16 protein-coding genes are annotated in these 20,080 nt (G+C 55.8%); 6 read left to right on the top strand and 10 right to left on the bottom strand.

Features of this window, described 5'->3' with window-relative positions; genetic code table 11:
• A partial coding sequence (locus B3Z49_RS17035; protein ID WP_296993036.1) for a class I tRNA ligase family protein occupies positions 1–1,851 on the top strand: 1,851 nt, incomplete at its 5' end.
• Positions 1,852–1,924: 73 nt separating this feature from the next.
• Here B3Z49_RS17035 and B3Z49_RS17030 read toward each other — a convergent pair.
• Positions 1,925–2,704 (bottom strand): substrate-binding periplasmic protein, encoded by a 780-nt coding sequence (locus B3Z49_RS17030; RefSeq protein WP_296993034.1) that lies wholly within the window; start codon positions 2,702–2,704, stop codon positions 1,925–1,927.
• A 195-nt stretch (positions 2,705–2,899) separates the two neighbouring features.
• Here B3Z49_RS17030 and B3Z49_RS17025 point away from each other — a divergent pair, with 195 nt between their 5' ends.
• Positions 2,900–4,189 carry a nucleotide sugar dehydrogenase gene (locus tag B3Z49_RS17025; RefSeq protein WP_296993033.1) on the top strand — a complete coding sequence of 430 codons (1,290 nt, stop codon included), beginning with the start codon at positions 2,900–2,902 and terminating at the stop codon, positions 4,187–4,189.
• A 10-nt stretch (positions 4,190–4,199) separates the two neighbouring features.
• On the opposite strand, the gene B3Z49_RS17020 is transcribed toward B3Z49_RS17025, so the two are convergent.
• From B3Z49_RS17020 to B3Z49_RS16985, 8 genes are all read right to left on the bottom strand, one after another.
• A complete protein-coding gene (locus tag B3Z49_RS17020) occupies positions 4,200–4,568 on the bottom strand; it encodes an MmcQ/YjbR family DNA-binding protein (protein ID WP_296993031.1) in 369 nt (122 codons plus the stop codon).
• Between the two features lie 62 nt (positions 4,569–4,630).
• Positions 4,631–5,731 carry a glycosyltransferase family 4 protein gene (locus B3Z49_RS17015; RefSeq protein ID WP_296993029.1) on the bottom strand — a complete coding sequence of 367 codons (1,101 nt, stop codon included), beginning with the start codon at positions 5,729–5,731 and terminating at the stop codon, positions 4,631–4,633.
• Complete coding sequence (locus B3Z49_RS17010; RefSeq protein ID WP_296993027.1) at positions 5,728–6,480, bottom strand: glycosyltransferase family 2 protein; 753 nt, start codon at positions 6,478–6,480, stop codon at positions 5,728–5,730. Before B3Z49_RS17010 ends, B3Z49_RS17015 begins: the two co-directional genes overlap by 4 nt.
• Positions 6,473–7,783, bottom strand: coding sequence for a hypothetical protein (locus B3Z49_RS17005; protein ID WP_296993025.1), 1,311 nt, complete (start codon positions 7,781–7,783; stop codon positions 6,473–6,475). Before B3Z49_RS17005 ends, B3Z49_RS17010 begins: the two co-directional genes overlap by 8 nt.
• Before the next feature lie 188 nt (positions 7,784–7,971).
• Positions 7,972–8,715: a hypothetical protein gene (locus B3Z49_RS17000; RefSeq protein ID WP_296993023.1), complete on the bottom strand. Its 744-nt coding sequence runs from the start codon at positions 8,713–8,715 to the stop codon at positions 7,972–7,974.
• Positions 8,712–9,785, bottom strand: a complete 1,074-nt coding sequence (locus tag B3Z49_RS16995; protein WP_296993021.1) for a hypothetical protein — start codon at positions 9,783–9,785, stop codon at positions 8,712–8,714. The genes B3Z49_RS17000 and B3Z49_RS16995 overlap by 4 nt, the downstream gene beginning before the upstream one ends.
• Positions 9,786–9,849: 64 nt before the next feature.
• Complete coding sequence (locus tag B3Z49_RS16990; protein WP_296993020.1) at positions 9,850–11,058, bottom strand: glycosyltransferase family 4 protein; 1,209 nt, start codon at positions 11,056–11,058, stop codon at positions 9,850–9,852.
• On the bottom strand, positions 11,055–12,179 hold the full coding sequence (locus tag B3Z49_RS16985) for a glycosyltransferase family 4 protein (RefSeq protein ID WP_296993019.1): 1,125 nt from the start codon (positions 12,177–12,179) through the stop codon (positions 11,055–11,057). Before B3Z49_RS16985 ends, B3Z49_RS16990 begins: the two co-directional genes overlap by 4 nt.
• Positions 12,180–12,355: 176 nt before the next feature.
• Here B3Z49_RS16985 and B3Z49_RS16980 point away from each other — a divergent pair, with 176 nt between their 5' ends.
• Both B3Z49_RS16980 and B3Z49_RS16975 read left to right on the top strand, forming a co-directional pair.
• On the top strand, positions 12,356–13,819 hold the full coding sequence (locus B3Z49_RS16980) for a WecB/TagA/CpsF family glycosyltransferase (protein WP_296993017.1): 1,464 nt from the start codon (positions 12,356–12,358) through the stop codon (positions 13,817–13,819).
• Positions 13,816–15,936, top strand: coding sequence for a GumC family protein (locus tag B3Z49_RS16975; RefSeq protein ID WP_296993016.1), 2,121 nt, complete (start codon positions 13,816–13,818; stop codon positions 15,934–15,936). The genes B3Z49_RS16980 and B3Z49_RS16975 overlap by 4 nt, the downstream gene beginning before the upstream one ends.
• Positions 15,937–16,197: 261 nt before the next feature.
• Here the strand turns inward: B3Z49_RS16975 and B3Z49_RS16970 are convergent, their stop codons facing one another.
• A complete protein-coding gene (locus tag B3Z49_RS16970; protein WP_296993014.1) occupies positions 16,198–17,520 on the bottom strand; it encodes an O-antigen ligase family protein in 1,323 nt (440 codons plus the stop codon).
• An 89-nt stretch (positions 17,521–17,609) separates the two neighbouring features.
• Here B3Z49_RS16970 and B3Z49_RS16965 point away from each other — a divergent pair, with 89 nt between their 5' ends.
• Both B3Z49_RS16965 and B3Z49_RS16960 read left to right on the top strand, forming a co-directional pair.
• Positions 17,610–18,695: an O-antigen ligase domain-containing protein gene (locus B3Z49_RS16965; RefSeq protein WP_296993012.1), complete on the top strand. Its 1,086-nt coding sequence runs from the start codon at positions 17,610–17,612 to the stop codon at positions 18,693–18,695.
• Positions 18,688–20,046, top strand: coding sequence for a prenyltransferase/squalene oxidase repeat-containing protein (locus B3Z49_RS16960; protein WP_296993010.1), 1,359 nt, complete (start codon positions 18,688–18,690; stop codon positions 20,044–20,046). The genes B3Z49_RS16965 and B3Z49_RS16960 overlap by 8 nt, the downstream gene beginning before the upstream one ends.
• The last annotated feature ends 34 nt before the right edge of the window (positions 20,047–20,080 follow it).

The raw sequence follows: 20,080 nt of genomic DNA, 5'->3' as shown, positions 1-20,080 counted from the left end.
TTTATTGGCGCGCATGCGACCAACCCGGTCACCGGTGAAGAAATCCCGGTCTGGATTGCCGACTATGTCCTGATGGGCTATGGCACGGGTGCCATCATGGCGGTTCCGGCCGGCGATCAGCGCGACTTTGAATTTGCCCATAAATTCGGTCTGCCGATCAAGGCGACCACCAAGCCGTCCGAAGCTTGGCTTAAGGAAAACGCACCGGCGGATGCGGCGGAATCTGATGCCACAACGCTTCTGGCGCGCTATGAGGCGGAGCCGGGCGCTTTCAAACTTGCCCAGACCGAAGTTGGCGAGACGATCAATTCCGCCAATGACGAGATCTCGATCAACGGTCTTTCGACCCCGGATGCCAAGGCCAAGATCATCGAATGGATGGAAGCCAAGGGCATTGGCCGCGGTCGCGTGCAGTATAAGCTGCGCGATTGGCTGTTCTCGCGTCAGCGTTATTGGGGGGAGCCGTTCCCGGTTCTGTTCGATAAGGAAACCGATCAGGTTCACGGCATTGCCGAGGCGGCGCTTCCGGTCGTTCTGCCGGAAATGACCGATTTCAAACCGAAATCAAACGAAGACCCGAATTCAGAGCCGGAACCGCCGTTGGCACGCGCCAAGGACTGGATGGAAGTGACGGGGATCGTCCTTTCTGATGGGTCGGTTCTGCCGGTGGATGCAGAAGTTGGCACCAAACACACCCATGGTGGTGCGGAATATGAAGTGCGCGCGTTTAAACGCGATGCCAACTCCATGCCGAACTGGGCGGGGTCTTGCTGGTATTATCTGCGCTATTTCGATGCCAAGAATGATGCCAAGTTTGCATCCGATGATGCCGCGGCCTATTGGGCAAACAGCACGGACAAGGACGGCAACGCCCTTCCGGGGTCGGTTGACCTTTATGTTGGCGGGGCTGAGCATGCGGTGCTGCATTTGCTGTATTCGCGTTTCTGGCACAAGGTTCTGTTTGATCTTGGCTATGTCGCAACGCCGGAGCCGTTCCAGAAGCTGTTTAACCAGGGCATGATTACGGCCGATGCCTATACCGATGCGCGCGGGGTTTATGTCGACATCCATGATGTTGAAATGCGCGATGTCGATGGCAAGAAGGTTCCGTTCAACGCCAAGACGGATGAACAGCTGATTACCGTTCCGGGCAAGATGGGCAAGCGTTATAAAAACGGTATCCCGCCTGAGGAAATCTGCGATCAGTACACCATCGATACGTTCAGAACGTACGAGATGTATATGGGGCCGCTCGATAGCTCCAAACCGTGGCAGTCAGATGCGATTGTCGGCATGATGCGCTTCCTGTCCAACGTCTGGAAAGTCACGACCCAGATGGAGCGGACAGATAGCGTCGATGGCAAGATCGAAACGCTTCTGCACAAGACGATTGCCAAGGTGACCGGCGATATCGCCGATCTGCGCCTCAATACTGCGATTGCGGCACTGATCGAGCTCACCAATGCGTTGACCAAGCAGAATGCTGTGCATGATGATCATGCCAAGGCCTTGGCATTGATGGTCGCACCGTTTGCCCCGCATCTGGGCGAGGAGCTTATGAGCCGGATGGCTTCTGATGAATTCGGTGCCAAGAAATCGGTGATCAAGTTCGACTGGCCGGAGTTTGATGCAGAAAAGGCCAAGGATGACGAGTTCGAAGTGCCGGTTCAGGTCAATGGCAAGAAACGTGGTTCGGTCATGGTGGCGGCTGATGCCGATCAGGCAACGGTCGAAGCACTTGCCAAGGCCGATGAAAACGTCGCCCGCCATCTGGAGGGCAAGGAAATCGTCAAGGTGATCTATGTCGCCAAGCCGACCCCGAAACTGGTCAATATCGTGGTGAAGGGCTGAACCTTTACCGCCAGAGTGAACATTTGAGAAGGGCATGTTGCTTTGGCAGCGTGCCCTTTTTTATTGGCGCGGGTTAGCGGTCTGCAAAGATGGCCTTGGGGTCGCAATCGCTGATGATTGCGGCGGCTGGCAAATCGCGTTCAATGATCTTTTGATCTGGCAGGAGGCTTGCGCGGCCAAACAGTTTTGCCAGGCTCCCGTCGCACAGCATTTCATAGATCGCCTTGTTAAAGGCTTTGCGGTTTTCAATCCCGGCAAGATCGGCCTTGAACAGGATCAGGACATTTTCGCTGGTGACCGGATCCTCGCTGACAGAGATGGTGCCTTCAAGGCCAAGCAGCTTTAAGACATGGTTGCCCGAAAAACGTTCGATGATTGCGGCATCGAGGCGATTACTGGCAATCATGCGCAACAAAAACGCATCGTCTGGCACGCGCTCAAGGTTGAGTTCCTGACGATCGAGAATGTAGTCAGGGTAATGATAGGCGGCCAGTCCAACGCGCGTGCCATCAAGGTCTTCGAGCTTGGTGACATTGCCATGACCAAATTGATCAGTGCTGTAAAAAATCAGATTTTCGCGGCGATAAAACGGGACAGAGGCCAGCGAGACCGGAATTTCAGAAAGTGACGGATATGCGCCTAGCGCATCATATTTTCCGCTTATGAAGTCCTGTACCGCGCGCCGTACCGGCAGAATATCAATGACGACGTCAGTGTCCGACCGCCTTGCTATTTCCGCATACATATCGATGAAAACACCGTGATCCTTGCTTTCCGCCATCAACGGAATATAGGGAAAAACCACCCGGATCGGTGACGTTGATGGCGCGGCCAACACGTGTCCGGTGAACATTAGAAGGCAGCCGAGGGCGGCGGAAAGAAGACGCATATAATAAGGTACATGTGTTGTGAGGCTGTAATGGAAACTAGACCACGTTCCGGGAGGCGGCACAAGGACGCTCTCTTTAACCGCCAAGCGCTTATCAATTGACGGGGCATGGTCGGCTGTCTACTAATCGGCAACCACGTTGTTTGTAAGGTTTTACCAATGAGCCACGGGCGCAAGATTTCAGTTATCGGGTTAGGCTATGTCGGTTTGCCGGTGGCTGTGGCATTTGGCACATCGTGTGGCCGGACTGTTGCCTTTGACATCAATCAGGCGCGCATCGCCCAGCTTAAAGCGGGTCATGACGCGACGGGCGAAGTCGATGACCATGAACTTGCCGCAGCCGATCTTTTGTTGACCGCTGATGCCCAAGACCTTGCCAAGGCTGATTTTCATGTTGTCACGGTGCCGACGCCGATCGATAGCTCGAACCGTCCGGACCTGTCGCCGCTGCGCTCTGCTTCGAAAACCGTTGGGGCCATCCTTAAAAAGGGAGATATCGTTGTTTATGAAAGCACGGTTTACCCGGGGGCGACCGAAGAAGTATGCGTTCCGATCCTCGAACAACTTTCGGGCCTGAAATCGGGCAGTGATTTTACGGTGGGTTATTCACCCGAACGCATCAACCCGGGGGATCGCGAACATCGCTTTACGACCATTACCAAGGTTGTTTCGGGTCAGGATCAGGCAACGCTGGATATCGTGGCCGATGTTTATGGCAGTGTGGTGACCGCTGGCATTCACAAGGCGCCAACGATCAAGTCGGCCGAGGCGGCGAAAGTGATTGAGAACACGCAGCGTGATTTGAATATCGCGCTGATGAACGAACTGTCTCTGATCTTTGACCGGGCAGGTATTGATACCAGTGATGTTCTTGCCGCGGCGGGTACCAAATGGAACTTCCTGAAGTTCACGCCGGGTCTTGTCGGCGGGCATTGCATCGGTGTTGACCCCTATTACCTGACCCATAAATCCGAAGAGCTTGGCTATTACCCGCAAGTGGTCTTGGCCGGTCGCCGGGTTAATGACGGCATGGGCGATGTGGTGGCCAACAAGGTCATCCGAGCCTTGCTGCGTGAAGGGGCGACCAAGAACCCGACCGTGACGGTACTTGGTCTGACCTTTAAGGAAGACGTTCCTGATATCCGTAATACGCGTGTGATCGATATCGTTCGGTCACTCGAAGAGGCCGGAGTCACTGTGCAGGTCCATGATGTGCATGCCGATGCGGGCGAAGTGGCACACGAATTTGATGGTTTGAAGCTTTGCTCGGATAATTGCTTGGAACCCGCCGATGCGGTGGTTCTGGCCGTGTCGCACAAGGAGTATGTTGCCAAAGGCTGGCCGCTCGTCAGCAGCTTGCTTAAAGATGGCAAGGGCTTTGTTGCTGATGTGCGTGCGGTTCTGCCGCGTGAGGCTGTGCCGACCGGCATCTATCTTTGGCGTCTTTAAGCCCGCAAAACTATTCGTCCTGATAAAGATCAAGCTCGCGCTGCAGCTTTTTCGTCAAACCCTTGGCGACGATGCGGTGCGAGCTTTTTAAATGGTCCTTCAGGTCATCGTCGCTCAAGCCCGGCGCATCATAGTGCTGGATCCACTTCATGCCACGCGATGCCAGATAGGGGGCAGGACGCAGGCCGGGCATATCTTTCAAGACTTCATAGCCGATTTCTGAGGTCTTGAACGTGACACACAATGTCTCATTTTTGGCCCAGCCACCAATGGCGAACACCTTGCCGCCGACTTTCCAGACATCCGCGTCCCCCCACTGAACAACGTGGGTTGTCTGCGGCAGGGATTTGCAAAAGGCGTTGAATTGGTCCCGATCCATTCTGGCCATCCTGTTCATGCGTTTGCCGTCGGTATTGATGGTACGCAATCACCCTCGGCACGTCAGTGATTTTCGATAATGCTGTGAACCCGTTGGCGCAGTTTTTCGGCAAACCTGTCTTGGCGGAATTTCTGTCGGCACATCTGATAGGCTGCATCGCGCATAGCAGTTGTTTTCTCCGGCGCACCGATTGCTGCGCTGATCGCATTTGCCAATTGTTCCGGGTCTTGGGGCGGGCACAGTCGCCCGGTTGCGCCATCGCGCACGAATTCAGGCAGGGTTGCGATGTCGCTGGTGATTACCGGCACATTGGCCGCCATGGCTTCGAGCACGACAAGCGGTTGGGCTTCGTTGGGGTAGTGGCTGGGAAAGATGAAGAGGTCTGAGTTTTCAAAGGCATCCAGCCGTTCAGGATCGGAAACTGGTCCGAGATATGTCGCTGCCGCATGCATGTGATATTTTTCAAGTAATGTGGTGAGCTCGGCTTTACTGATGTCGCCTTCGGTCCCGGCAATCGTCAAATGGCAAGCGATACCTTGCGCACGCAGGATCTCACAGGCAGCAAGCAGGGTTTCAATGCCTTTGGCCTGAAACAGGTTGGACAGCCATAAAAGCCGGATTGGATGATGGGGCACCCATTGTTTGGTGGCTGGGCCGACGAAGGCACTATCATCCAGGCAGTTGGCGATGATGGCAGACTTGCAATCAAGGTCTTGGATTTCGGCGCGCAAGCTCTCGCCAAGCAGGATGACGGTCTGCTCTTTGAAAACCGTCTTCTGAAGCAACTCAGACCATTTTGATCTTCCCATTTCAGGAAGACCGCGACCGTGCAGGTGCAGAATTGCAGGGACGCACAGTAGCTTGGCCAGAAGTACATAAATGCAGTCGCGGTAATAGGCGAAGCCATTTGGTGCAAAGCCGATGTAAAGCGCCTTGGCGCGTGGCAATGCCCAGATCAGGCGCAGCAACAACCAAACCGCCAACCCGATCTTGCGCACCGAAAATCGATTTACCTCCGACAATGTCCGGGCAAAGCGCATTTCAATGACATGCAAATCAAAGTCTTTCGCCAAGGCCGAAATGGCGAACTGGTTCATTTGGGCCGCCCCGTGCATGGGCGTTGGCAACTGAACCATGGCGATGATTTTCGGGCGGTTGATCATCGAACGTCTCTTGCCGAAAACAATTGCAACTCGCGAAGTTTGGCAGCCGCCAGCCAGATCGACCAAGGCAGGTCAGGGCGGTAACGCGCAAGAACGGAAGCACGCGTTTTCTGATAGAGCGCGTTCGGTATCCTTGCGAAATGGCGGGTGCCGGGATCAAGGGTACGTTCGATCAGGGGCATGCTTAGCCGATTGATGCGAGCCTTGGCAACGCAGCAGGCGCGCAGATAGAAATCCAGATCAATGCAACAGGGCAAATCTGTTGCATATCCGCCCGCACGCGCCCAGACAGAGCGATGCATGGCAAGTGACGAATGATGCAGTGGGTTGCTGAAGTAAAGCCGTGCTGGTGAAAAATGCTGTAAGGCAGCCAAAGTCGGTCGCCACGGATCGGACACTGCGCGTGCGAAGACAAGTTGATTGTGGTTATTGGAAAGCACATCAACTTGCCGATCCAGCCGATCAGGCAGAGAAAGATCATCGATATCCTGAATGGCAATCAGATCGGTGGGGCTGTTTTCAATGGCGAGGTTAAGCGCTGCCCCCCGTCCAATTTTGCCGGGATAAAGGATGATCAAGCGCGGATCGTGTTGCCAGTCCGTTGGTATGGCAAGGGGGGTGGTTGAGCCATCATCGACAATGGCCGCATGATCACGGGGACCGAGTATCTGTCGCAGATTGCTAAAATAGCGATGGAGATGGGCGTCGCCATCGCGCACGGTCGTGATGATGGTGATCGGCTCACGCATCATAACCTCCCCACGAGATGGTCAGAGTGGCGCTGTTCCCTTGCCCTGTCTTCGCACGGATCCGTGTTGCCGGACCAGCAGCGGTGAATGTTGCTTGTGGGATCATGTGTAGCGGAGCGTCCGAGGTCAGCTTTATTCCGAGTTTTGGACAGATGATGGTGTCTTCCGCGATCCGGGTCAGGCCGATGTTGCCATCAATAAGAATTCGGAAGAGTTCGACTTCGTTAGCTGCGCAGTCGGGAATCTGTTCAGAGATGATGACGCGGGCGTTTTGAAACTCGATTGTTCGATGACCAACAATACCGGCAAGCTCGAAGCTTACATCAATCTTGTTCTCAGATATCTGGCGGGTTTGAAGAAAGCGGGAGAATTCTGTCTCGCCAATCGCGGGAAGCGGGTTTGAGGCTTGATCATAAAGGCTGGGTGCATCCTGTTCGCCGCCAGTTGCTGGCAAGAAGAGGCGGGCAGATTTTCCTTGGCCCGAAACAATGACGGGTGCGCCGGAGACATCAAAATTCTGTCTGCCACAAAGCGTCATTTGCGCGTGATAGGACGAGGATGAAAACTGCGTGACTATGTTTTTCGCGGTAGTTTCCGGTGCGTGTGACCGGATCTTTGGGGCTAGCAGTTGTGAGGCCTTCAGAAGCCAATAGCCAGCAAAGGCAAGGTAATCATCGTGGCGGTTATAGCTGTACCATCCCGGTGTTTGTGGATTTTCGGGGCCGGGGTTTTCGGGCAAGGGGGCAGGGGCGAACAGGTTGAGCGGCAGTTCACCTGCCGTGAGAACAGCATCTTCCAGCCGATGCAGGATTGCCTCTGCTTCGTTGGGGTAGCCGGTTTTTAACAACAAATAAAGCCCGCAGGTCGCGCCAAAACTCTGACCCGCACCACGTCCGAGCAGATTGACAAAGCCATGCGTGCCGACAAGTTGTGCCAGCATTTCGGTGGCCCGGTTGGCAATCCGTTGATGGTGTTTATGGGGACTGTCAGACAGAAGAGCTGCGCAAAAGGCGTGGTATTGTGTGGAGAAGCAGTCTGGTCGATCCATGAAAACTGGTGCACGCCAATAGCGAAGCAAGATGAAGGTTAAATGGACGAGGTTGAGGAGTTTTGCGGTTAGTCCAGCATTTCGCTTCTGGCGATTGATCAGCCCAAGCATCTGCCAGTTTGCGACATCGGGACGTTGCGGTTTCGCACCCCGAAGGATGTCTGTGATGGTACCCGATGACAGGCCCGGCGTATCCAGCAACGCATATTCGATGAATTCGCGGTGGTAGGTTTTATCGCCCGGCTCTGATCGCAAGGCATCAAGGGCGCGGTCGATATTGGGGCCAAATTTAACAGGATCAATCCGCGTCCAGAGATTGACGGCAAAGGCCTTGGCGTAAAAATCCGGCTGTTCAAACTGCCCAGTCGTCAGTTGACGTGTTGCGAGATCGTCTGCAATCCGCTTGGCCAGATTGAGGCAGCGTAAGCGAAGCGCGTCATGGGTTACTGAAAGTGACATGTCACCTCCATCGACAGGGACTGCCCTGCTTTGAGGCGGTTCAGGGGCACTGCCTGAATTTCAGGGCAGTGACGGCCCATGCGTTCGCGCAAGCGCCAGAGCAGCTTTTTGAAAACCGGCATACGCCAGAGCAAAGCTGAAAACCAACCCGGTGCCGATAGCGTGAAAAATCGGTTTGCCCAGCGCAGCCAGACCTGATCAACCGGGGCACTTGGCAGCATGCGGGCATGAATGATCCAGTGATCTCCGCGATCACGCAGATACATGTACGGGTCAAACCGGCCCGCCCCATCCGCGTGATCCAATGTCACGGATATTGTTACGCCGTCCTTCCCGATCAGTGTGACCTTATTGGTTGGATAAAGACGGTATTTGTCGCTGTTGGTGTGGTGAACTGTTTTGTCTGCGATACGCCCGTACTTGATGGCGGCTTTGTCAAATACCAGCCGGATGACGGCATCTTGCAGCAGGATCTCGTCTAGTGCCTGAATGCGTAGCTTAAGCCCGACTGTGTTTGAGGTGGGCTTACGGGTTTCGTACGCGATACGTATTCGCCCCCCAGAAAGGTGCCAGATGTCGCCGACCTGTTTGGCGTTTCGCGGTTGGTCGGTGAGTGTCACGAAGGAATGCTGGTCCGAACACTCCAGCCCCCACGGGCCAAACGCGATGTCACCATATTGGCCGCTGATCAGCTTATTGTTGGTGATGGTGGTGGTCAGTTTCGTCATGCCATGACGTGCCGTCTTGTTGCGACTTTCTGGCAGGCCAGCAGGATCAGAACCACACAGGCCAAGCGAAATTCGATCAGCATCATGATGTCGGTTGCGAGGTCGCTGGTCGGTATGGTTAATGCCGAGATGATCATCAGCGCAAGGCATCCCCAACCCAGCCATTTCACCGTTGATATTTCCTGCAATATCAGGATTTGTCGGGCGATGAACGCCATCAATACCGGCCAAGCTGCACCGATTTGAAGGATCGTGATCAGATCATCTGATGGGCTGGCATAAAAAAGATCGGCCAATTTGCCTGGCAGGAACAACAGCAGGCCCGCGATCAATGCCATTGGTGTCAAAAGCCAGATGTCACGCATTTGGCCCACCTCGTTTTTGGCAAACAGGGTTGAGGTAATGGCCGCAATCAGGCCGGCGCAAAACAGGAAAACGCGTTGCGCCAGAAACAGAGGATCGTTGTCTGCGCCCAACAGGACAAAGTCGAGATTTGGCACGAACCCGGCGAGCAGGGTGAAGCCGACAAGGCCGAATACGCTGCCCTTAGGGGCCATTGGGGTTTTGGTGGAGGATTGTTCAAATGCAAATGCTGTTGCGAGGACAAGGCTTGCCAGAGAAACTGCAGGTGCGATGAGATAAAGTGCTACATCTGAAGGGTTGAGCGATGCCCAAACCGCCACCATTATCCCGCATGCCTGACCAATAACTGCAATCATGCCAAGCCGTGAGAAGCGGGTTTTGGCCGCAATCATCCAGTCAGGCGAAAGGGCGGCGGCAACCGGTATCAGGATTAGTGGCCAATATTTCGCAAGCGGGGCGCTGGTTGTCGTTATGATCAGGATCGAGGCAAACCCTGCAATCAGGAACCTTGTGGCGACAACATGCATGGCTTGTCCGAAGGCCGCATTTTGTGCCAGTCGCACCAGAAGCGGACCACTTCCAGCCTGCGTCGCGGTAACCGCAAGACCGACCATAGCGAGCAATTGGAAATAGGTGCCAAGATCTGCCTCTGAATAGGCGTGACCGATCAGAACCAGAATTGCCATGCCGCCCAGCCGCGCAATCATATTGGCCCCGATCATCCACAAGGGATATAGCCGAGAACCCGCTGATTTTAGGAGGGCTGACCATTTAACCATGGCGCGACAGGATGGTTTCATATGCATGATCGACCCGCGTGCCATAGGTGTCGCGTAGATCGCTGGCGATTTGATCACGCGCCTTTTGGGCGATGGTTCGGCGCATCTCGGCCTGTGTGATCAGTGCCGACGCGGCCGTTACAAGCGCATCCTGATCCCTTGGCGGGATGATAAGGCCGCTTTGATGATTGATGACCGGACTTCCGGCATCGAACGTGGTGATGACGGCACAACCGGCTGCCATGGCCTCCATGGTGGCAAGGCTGCTGCCCTCTGTCAGGCTGGGAAAGACGAAAATGTCGGAAGACAACATATGATTGGCAACCTGATCGTGCGGCAGGGGGCCAGACCAATTCACCCCGTCGGGCAGATTTGAAAGCAGGCCCTTGGCACAGGGGTGTGCCGCGCCGATCAGGGTTAGTTCGGTCCTTAAACGGAACTGGCGGCGGATGGTTTTCCAAGCCGCCAGAAGATGGGCTGTGCCCTTGGCAAGCGACAGGTTGCCAACATAAAGAAGCCGAATGACCGTATCATCCCGCCTGAAACGCTCCCGATCCAACAGCGCCTGACAATGCGGCGACGTAAACGGGACCAGATATATCTTGTCAGGCGCAATACCAGTTCTTTGCAGACCGTCCACGACCGTATCCGAGGGCGCAAATACCGCATCGGCAAATCGGGCTTCTGCCGTGCGTCGACCGGCAAGGAAGGTCGATATTTCGCGGTGGGTGCGGCCGTGGGATGCATATTCGCCGACAAGCTGAACATGTCGGGTTTCGGCCAGTTGGCCGGTGATATCGGAAATCGTGATCATATTGCGTGCCTTTGCGCGACGCATCGCAGGCAGGCTGTAATTGCCCTGCCCATGCAGGATGTCGGCGTTCGGCATCTTAAAGGCGGCCAGCAGCGACAGGGGAACGTCGGAATAAAGATTGCGTGCCGGTAACCGAAGCTTTTGGGCCGTTTTTCCAAGCAGATCAGGCAGAAAGTGTCGGCCCGGAATATCGCAAAGCGCAGTGCCGACATGGCGTGATGGCGGGCGGATAAGACCCGTACCGTCATGGCGCCAGAAACTGTCCCAACGTACCAGCCGTTCCTGATCGGCGAGGTGCTTGGCAAGAATTCTGGCCTGATCGACACGGCTGATCATCCAGACCGAAGGTTCGGATTTCAAGGTGCGGTTACGATGTGGCGTGATCATCCCCACCGCCGCATGCCCGGGTTATGATTAACCGCCTGATGAACTGCCTGCCAAATGGTGTCGCTGTGATGGGCGGGGGTGTTATTGGCAATTGCCCTTGCTTGATGCAGACGCGTGTCCTCGAGAAGTTGCGGCGCATCAAGAAGGCGTTTGCAGGCCGTGATCCAACCTTGCGGATTATCGATCGGCAGGATTTCGGGACCGCGCAAAATATCCGGGGCGCAGCCGGTGAATGGGCTTGCGAGTGCAACCGCACCACAGGCAATCGCATCAATTACACCAACGCCATAGGCATCATTTCGGCTGGGGAATAGGGCGATCTTGCTGTTGGTCAGAATGGGCGGCAGTTGATCGTGGGGAAGTTGCCCGAACACATCCACCCGATCACCAAGGCCGGAAGATTGCGTAAGCCTTGTGGTGCTTTTAATGTCGGTACTGCCAACGATGGCGATACGGTTTGCAATGTCTGTCTTGGACAGTTCTGCGGCAATCCGCATGAAGACGTCAAAGCCCTTTGAAGCCGTTGTGCGACCACACCAGACGATGTCGTATTGTCGTTCCGCCAAGGTTTGGTTGGCGGAAATATCGGGTAAGGGAAATGACGGAGGGATGGGGGCGATCCAAATATGATCTGGCGATGCGCCATGGCTTTCAAACCACGCGGCCCCGCGCGAACTTGCAGCAATAAAGCCATCGGCACGGGCAATCATGATCCGGCGTAATCTGCGCCGAAGCGGATTGTCATAGGGGGCATCGGAGCCTGCCCAGCCATCGAATTGCAGCACGGTCGGAATGCGGTGTTTCAGCGCCCAGTTTTGCGCCTGCCATTGCGCGATGCCAAAACCGTTTAAGATCAACGCATCACTTGGTTCACGGCAAACAGCCCGGGTGACGCCAAACGGAAGTGATAGGGTTCGGTTTTCACCAAGGGGAATTTGAACGCCCGGCAAGGTGATATGGTCAAATGCGGGTGTTGTGATTGACCAGTTGCGTTGTGGTTCGCGATGTTGGGTACATAGTACACGCAAACCTCCGCCTGCGGCCGCCGCGCAATGATGAAGCGCGTTATAGGCATCAGATCGGTAGGGTGGCACAAGGTTGGTCAGCAAAGTCACCCTCACCGCGGCGATCACCTTGAGATGCTAATATTGCCTGCAACTCAATCATAAGTTACCATTCAATTCAACCAATTAGCCGTGACTTAAATCGTTGACGGTGGCGAAAGACGGACGCCAACAGCAGGAACTTTGTGTTTCTGCCGTTTTTAAGTGTCCGGCCGGGGTGACAGGGGTGGCAGATGCGTGACGAACTCAAAGGGCACAAAGCTGCCTTCTTCGGGTTGCCGCTCGATACGAGACGACGCCGTCTCGTCTGTGCCGATATCGCCTTGGGACTTCGCAAAGGTACGGCGATTGCCAACCAAGCCTGTTTTCGTCATTATTGCCTGAATGCAACCAAACTGCCCGCAGCCTTGCGCGATGATCGGTTGTTTTCAGCACTTTCGCGCGCAGATTGCCTGTCGGCGGATGGCACGGGGATTGTGTGGGCAGCCCGCCTGTTGGGGATCAAAGTTGCAGAGCGCGTCACTGGCATTGATCTGATGACCGACCTTCTGGCGCAGTTCGCGCAGGATGGCCAGCGGGTTTTCCTGTTGGGGGCGCGTCAGGATGTTTTGGATCAGTTACAGGTGGTATTGCCTGCACGTTTTCCCGGTCTGATCATCGCGGGTACCCATCACGGTTATGAGCCCGATGATAAAAAGCTGGCCGATTGTGTTGCACAGGCCAAACCAGATGCCCTTTTTGTCGCCTTGCCATCCCCGCGCAAGGAGCTGTTCGTTGATCAGTATGCGCCCAAGACCGGATGCGGTTTTGCCATGGGTGTTGGCGGGGCGTTTGATGTTCTGGCCGGGAATGTCAGACGCGCCCCGGTTATCTGGCAGCGGTGCGGGTTGGAATTCCTTTGGCGTATCTTCTGTCAGCCACGCTACATGATCCCGCGCTATGGGCGTGGGCTTTGGGCATTTGCCCGCCTTGTCGTGCCACGGATTGTGCGCTTTCAACTCCGGCGCCTTTGGCGTGCCTTGCGGAAAACGGCAACCATTTCGGTCATCTTTATGATGCTGACAACCGCCGCTGATTTACAGGCACAGCCGACAACCACAGCGACGTTTGATCTGGAAAACCGGCAGGCGGCGATCAGCTGGATTGAAGCGGAAATCGCAAAGGTCGAGGCCACCGAAGACGTCACCCAGCTAATTGATGCACTTATCGGAGCTGTGCTGTCAGAGGATCGCACCAACCAACAATCTGATATCGATTGGCAGGTGGCAGAGGACAGCCTTAAAGTATTGCTTGGTCTGTTTGATGTGGTTCTGGGCGGTGGTAGTAGCCGTTTTTTGCTAGAGACCGTGCTGGGTGGGGTGGTTCTGCGTCTGCTTGATCTTCATCCCGACCCGGGGCGCCTTTCGGAAATCGTCCGGGGTAATTCTTCGGATTTGGCAGAGCGCCTGTTTGAACGCAATGCCAATCAAGCACTGATATTCGCAGGCGAACAACAATCATTTACCGCAAGCATCGAGCCCGAAGTCGCACCGCGTGTTGTCGGTTCGGCGCGGCCACCTGAAACCGAACGGGCGCTGCGTTATTCGCTTCTTTTTGTTGGTGGCCCGCGAAACCCCGTCGTCGATAGCTATTGGGGTGTTGAGGATTATCAGGAACCAATCGGAATTCCAGAGCTTGAGGATGCAAGCCCGAGATGACAGAGCATCCCAACCATCCCGTCGCGATTACCAGTGTCGCGCAAGAACGGTTTGATCCGTCCCTGCGCGATTTGTTGAGCATTCTTTGGCAACGGCGCGGGGTTGTGGCACTGAGCTTTGTTGTTGTCCTGATCGCGCTTCTGAGCGGCATCGCCAATTGGCAAGGGGATTATCGGTCCGTCACCGAAATCGGGCTTTCTGCAAATGTGGAAATCGCGGAACGCCAGATGCCGGCGGCATTCAACACTGACCGGCGCATTGTAACCGCCCAAGAAATCGAAACGGCAATTGCCGAGATCAAAGGGCAGGAAACACTTTCCACCGCACTTTCGGTTTTGCGCGGAGAGGGTGTTTCCCTGACGGATACGCCGATATCCAGTGATCTCGAAACAGACGGGATCTCTCATCTTCGCAATGCTCTGGAAACCAACCGGATTGGCAATGCGGCGGTCATTGAAGTGGCCTTTGTCGCGAGCCGTCCGGAAACAGCGCAAAAGGCGTTGATGGCCGTTGTTGAAAGTTATCTTTGGCAGCGTGAAGACCGACAAAAAGCCGCCATTCGAAGGCAACTTGCCGAGGCGGAGGCGCAATTTCAATCTGCGCAAACTGAATTGGATGGTCTGGAAGGGGATCTGGCCAGCTTGCAAAACAGGGCCGGTATTCTGGACCCGGATGAGAATGCGCGGATGCTGGATCGCATCTATGCACTCGATGAGCAGGCTGAAAAACTGGGGCAGGAGGTTGTCAGCCTCAGGCTTGCGCGCCAAAGCCGCAATGACGCGGTAAACCTTGATGATCTTCTGGCGATTGACGATGTGGCAAGCCATCCGATAGTGCGCCAAATCTCGGCACAATTCGAGACGACAAAACAGGAATTCGTCAGGCTTGATCAGCGTTACGGCCCCAAGCATCCAACCATGCAGGGCAAGCAGCAAGAACTGGACGATCTGCATAAACAACTGAGCGCTGTCGCCAGCAATATCGCCGATCAAATGGATATCACCCTTGCCGGGGCGGAAGAAAAGCTGCGTCTGATTACGGCCCAACGGGATCGTTGGCAGGAACGGATGACGCTCCGCAATACAAGCGTTCAGGGTCAGGCCGCCCTGGTGCGGTCTGTCGCCATGGCGCGCACGAATGTTCAGGACCTGGGCCAGCAGGTGCAAGCCTTGCGCCGTGAAATGGCAGCGTTTCAGGGGGATGCTTCGATCCTGCGTGCGCCAACTTTGCCAGCGGCAACCGAATTTCCGGCCAAGCGCGATCTTGCCATATTGGCGATCATGATGGCGCTGTTTGCCGCTGTGGTTGCCGCATTGCTGCGTCACTATTTCGATCAGAGCATTGATGACGATTTTGATCCTCAGACGGCGTTGGGCATCCCGTTATTTGCCCGTATTCCGGAACGGTCGAGGGCGACCAAGGCCGCCACCACCTCAGCCCATGACGAGGCCGCAGGCCATCTGGCAGTTCTGATGCGGATCATGGTGCAGGGCAGGGACGTCGCAAATCAACATCACAAGGACGGGCAGGTGGTTGCAATTGGCTCAGCACTCTCGGGCGATGGCAAAAGTCACATCGTTCATGCGCTGGCTGAAAAGCTGACCGGCCTGGGGGCATCAGTGATGGTTCTCGATGCGGATTTGCATGACCCGGCACCGCCAAACCGGGCGCGACATGACGGTGAACTGACTGCCGATCTGACAGATGTGATGTCGGGGATTGTGGATCTGGATGCCGCCCTTGCCGGGGCAGAAAACGGCGAGGGGTATCGATATCTTGGTGCGCGCATGCCGGTGCCGGGAAATATCGCAACAGGCATGATAGATGGTCAATTGTCTGATTTGATAAAGCACCTGCGCACCCGGTTTGATCATGTGATTGTTGATACGCCGCCGATCCTGTCCGTCGCGGATGGTGTGATTGCGCTGGGACTGGCCGATGTCAGGCTGTTTGCCCTGCGCTGCGGCCACAGCAAGCGCCGTGATATCACCCAAGCCCTGTCGCAATTGCGTGCAGCCAATATTGTGCCGGAGGGCATTGTTTTGAACGGTGCCAAGCCGCGTGCCGCCTATGGCAAGCCACAGGCGGCACTGGCAACCGAGGAGCCGACGTCATGAAGGCAGCCTTGATTGTGATTGCCCTGCTGTTGCTTGGCTCTGGCGGCGTGGTTCTGGTTTCGGAGGGCAGGGCGCTATCGCAGCTTGAAAACAAACGTGCCGCCTTTGCCAACGGAGACGGCTTTGGTGCAGAGCATGATGCGATGGTGGTCGATGGCTCGGAACTTGACGAACAGCTTAAACAGCGGCTGATCGAAAGGCCGTTTGATCCGGTTTTGCTGGGGCTGAAGGCGGCAATAGTGGCCGCGGATGATTTGGTGCTTAGCGCAAAGCTTCTGGATCAGGCGCAGGCGATTGCCCCGCGTGACCCACGGGTGCAGGCATTTCGCGATGGGCTGCAAGTGCGGCTTCAAAGCTGGTCATTCCCAGCATCACCATCGGCAGAATAAGGGCAGGCATGACCATGACCCAATCACCTATGGTGCCGAGCATTGCCATGACAAAAAGGGCGATCAAAAGCGCACGCGTGTCGGGTTGCAGGCAGGTCGCAAGAACCGTTTTGATCGCGAGTGTAAGTGCTGTTGCGAGGATCAGCATGACCGGAACCCCAAACATGATTGCGCCATCAAGCCAAAGGTTATGGCTGCTAAACCAGTGGGCATTGGCGTTCAGGTCCGGGGTGGCGAAATGAGCAATGACCAGTCCAATGCTATCCGCCCCCCATCCAGTCAATGGCCGTTCTGCAATCGCCTGCAGGGCGGTGATCCACAAATCATCGCGCTGTATCAGATCACTGCGGGCAAGGTCGGTGAAGCGGTCGAAAAGTTCCGGCGATGCGATGATTGCGATGGTGATGGTCGCGATGATGCCAAGCGTGATCACAATCAGCCGCTTACTGCTTTGCACTTTTTCGCGCGGGGTCAGAATCATAAACAGTGCCCCGCCAATCAGCGCCATGACAAAGGCCAGCCGCGAATGGCTTTCGATAAGAGCCGCGGCAAACAAGACAGCAATCGCCAGCCAGCCTCCGGCCTGATCAAGGCGCTGGGATGTGCTCGGCGCCCGACTTTGATCATACAAAAACAGGCAGGCCAGAATACCCAACCCCATCAGATTTCCGAACGCTGTACGATTGGCGAAGCTGGCGGTCCAGTCGTGAAGATGGGCCTGTTTGGCAAACCAGAATGTCGTCTGCCATCCCATCAGATCAGCCCCGGCGGCCAGCGCCACTTGAAGCGCACATGTGATGACAATGGTGCGGGCGATGGTGATGTTCAGATGGTTTTGAAGGCGTGCCAAAAGTGCTGTCAGGCTCGCAACACCGCCCATCCAGATCAGATACGCCGCGATATTCAGCCAACCGTGCGGGGCAAGTGCGATGTGCGGCGCGTTGAACGGATAAGCTTGAACTGGCCAGATCGGCAGGCTTTGCAGGATCGCCCAACCAATCAGCGCAGCGATCCCGATCCAAAGATACAGCAGGTACTTGCCGAGTTGCACAGGACCGGGGCGCAGGCAGATCGCAAGCACGCCGATACCGGTCAGGATCGCCAGAATGGCAAGCGCCCATGGCCGCAATCCGCCGAGCAACAGCGGGGCCAGAATGATCTGCGCCATCAGACAGGTTTGCGCCAGCCAGAGCATCAAGGTCAGCCAATCTGCTTTGAAATCAAGAGCTTCAGCCTAGCCGAATTTTCGCACCCTGTCGCGCTGCTTGCGCAGGGGGCACGGCGGTGAAAGCTATTGAGACCGGGGTTGTGCAATACGCCGGGCAGGGGCCGGGAACCGCCAGCCAAGCAGTATCACTGCCGATCTGGTTGGTACTTGTGGGCAATCTTTTGATGGGCACCTCGCTCTGGCTGATTGCAGCGGGCGGAATGGCCGCCAAGCTTATCCTGCTTGGTTTCTGGATTGTGATGCTGTGCGCATACGCCCGTCCGGTTCGAATTACGCCGGGTTTGATTGCGGGCAGTTTGGTTCTGGCTGGGCTGATTGGTGTCATTGCGACTGGCAATGGGGCAATCCTCGAAAAACTCCGCCTGATCGGCAACCTTTTGATGCTGCCCGTCGGGCTGTCGGTCGGGCTTGTGACTGGCCGGGACAGCCTTCGGGTGATGATGCCGGTTCTCGTGCTTTATCTGCTGCTTTCGAGTTCGTTTCAGATGACCCATGAGGGCATGCGTCTTAATCAGCCGTTCTTGTTTTTGGGGCTTTTTGCGCTCTGTTCGGTGGCCGGGTGGCGTGGCTGTCGGCTGCTTGCGGTGGGATCGGCCTTGGCGGTGTTGCTCAGCCAAACACGGATTGCGGTGTTGGCGATGTTGGTCAATTTGCTGGGCATGATCCGGTTTTCGCGGGCGATGACCTGGCTTGTCGGCAGTGTCGCATTGGCCGTGGCTGGCTGGTTTGCGATGTCCCATCTACCGCGCCTGTTTCTGACCCATGGCAGCGGGCGGTTGGCGTTCTGGCAGGATTTCTGGGGGATGTGGCAAGGCGGCTCTTTAGGGCAAAGATGGCTTGGTTTCGGGGCCGATTCGGTGGAAGAAATCCTGTCCGGCTACCAATCCTTCGCATCGTTTGGTGCCTTGCATAACGACCACTTCCGCATGCTGTTTGAAACCGGGACCACCGGGGCGATACTTTGGGCAGCGGGATGGGGTGTCATGCTTTGGACCGTGCGCCATGTGCGCCTTGCCGTCTGTATCCTGCTTTCGGTGATGCTGACCATGGTGACGGATAATACGCTGAATTACGGGCATTATCTGGTCTGTTGCGGGATGGCCGCCGGGATTGCTTCGCGTGCGGGGTGTGCGCATGAATAGGGATCGTCTGATCGATATCCGGGATCGGGTCCTTGCCCGTATGGTCGCTGATGGCTTTGCCGGGGCCGATCCGTTTGACGGGCTTGAAAGTGCTGTGTTTCGCGCAAGCGGGCTTGGGCGGTTCCGACTGGCGCGGTTGGCATGGTTACAGGCAATCAAGCGTGGTCCGGAAGGTTTGCGCAAGGTTGTTCGCATTCCCCCCAAGGTCAATCCGAAGACGCTGGCCTTGCTGGGTGGGGCTGGGCAGGGCGTGGTTCTTTGTGACGTTCGCGATAGCCTGTTGAAACTGCAAAACCTGGATGGCGGATGGGGATATCCATTTGAATGGCAGGCGCGGGCCTTTTGCGCCAAGCGCCATCAAAGCAATGCCATTGTGACAAGCTTTGTCGTTGACGCGTTACTTCAGAGCGGGATGCAAAAGGATCACCCGGCGTTGGTTCATGCAGCAGGGTTTGTTGAAAGCAAGCTTTGGCGGGAAGGCTATTTCGCCTATTTCGATCATGTTGTCGTTGAAATCCATAATGCCAGCCTTTGGGCGGCCTTTGCACTGCATCGGGTGATCGGGCCAAATGATAAAACCGCACAGGCAGTAGAGCGCATTATCGCCGCGCAAAAGGCCGATGGCAGCTGGGCCTATGGCACGCGGTCCCATCACCATTTTGTGGACGGGTTTCACACGGGTTATGTTCTTGATCTTCTCGACCGCTTGCGGGCGTCAGGGATGGACGGGCTGAACAATGCCATTGCATGTGGCTGGCAATTCTATCGCTCAGCGTGCTTCGATAAGAATGATCTGCCGCGCAGCTTTGCCGGGCGGGATGGCTACCTTGATGCCCATGCAGTTGCACAGGCGATGGCAAGTCTTAGCCGGTTTGGGGATCGTGATGGGGTAATTCGGTTGTCAGAATGGGCCGCAGAAAATCTTTTTGATCCTGGCCGCGATCTGTTCTTTGCCGGGATCAAGAAAGACGGCAGGCTAGATCGGCGCAATTACATGCGCTGGACGCAGGCATGGATGGTCTGGGCACTTTCAATCATGATAGAAAACACCGGCCCGAAGCCGTCGAACCCGCAAGATCAAACCATGTCGAATTTTGACCCGACCGCGCCACTCAGTTTTGCCCATCCCGATCCGAACCGGGCGGAGACAGAGGCGGCCTTGCGCGCCTTGCCCGAACCTGTGTTTCGCGGGCTTTATGACATCACGCGTGCGGCGGCATCGCGGGCCAAGGCCGAAGGGGCGATGGAAACGCTTTATGCCCTGACGCGCGGGATGAAGATCCTGCAGCGGATTGGCGGGGAACGCAGAGTATTGTTTATGAAATCCCAATCGCATTTAGAGCATAAATGATATAGACTAAGTTAACTTAGTCTATATGGAGAGC

This window comes from Thalassospira sp. UBA1131, assembly GCF_002311515.1.
Classification (GTDB): Bacteria; Pseudomonadota; Alphaproteobacteria; order Rhodospirillales; family Thalassospiraceae; genus Thalassospira.
This window is presented reverse-complemented; position numbering and strand designations above follow the sequence as displayed.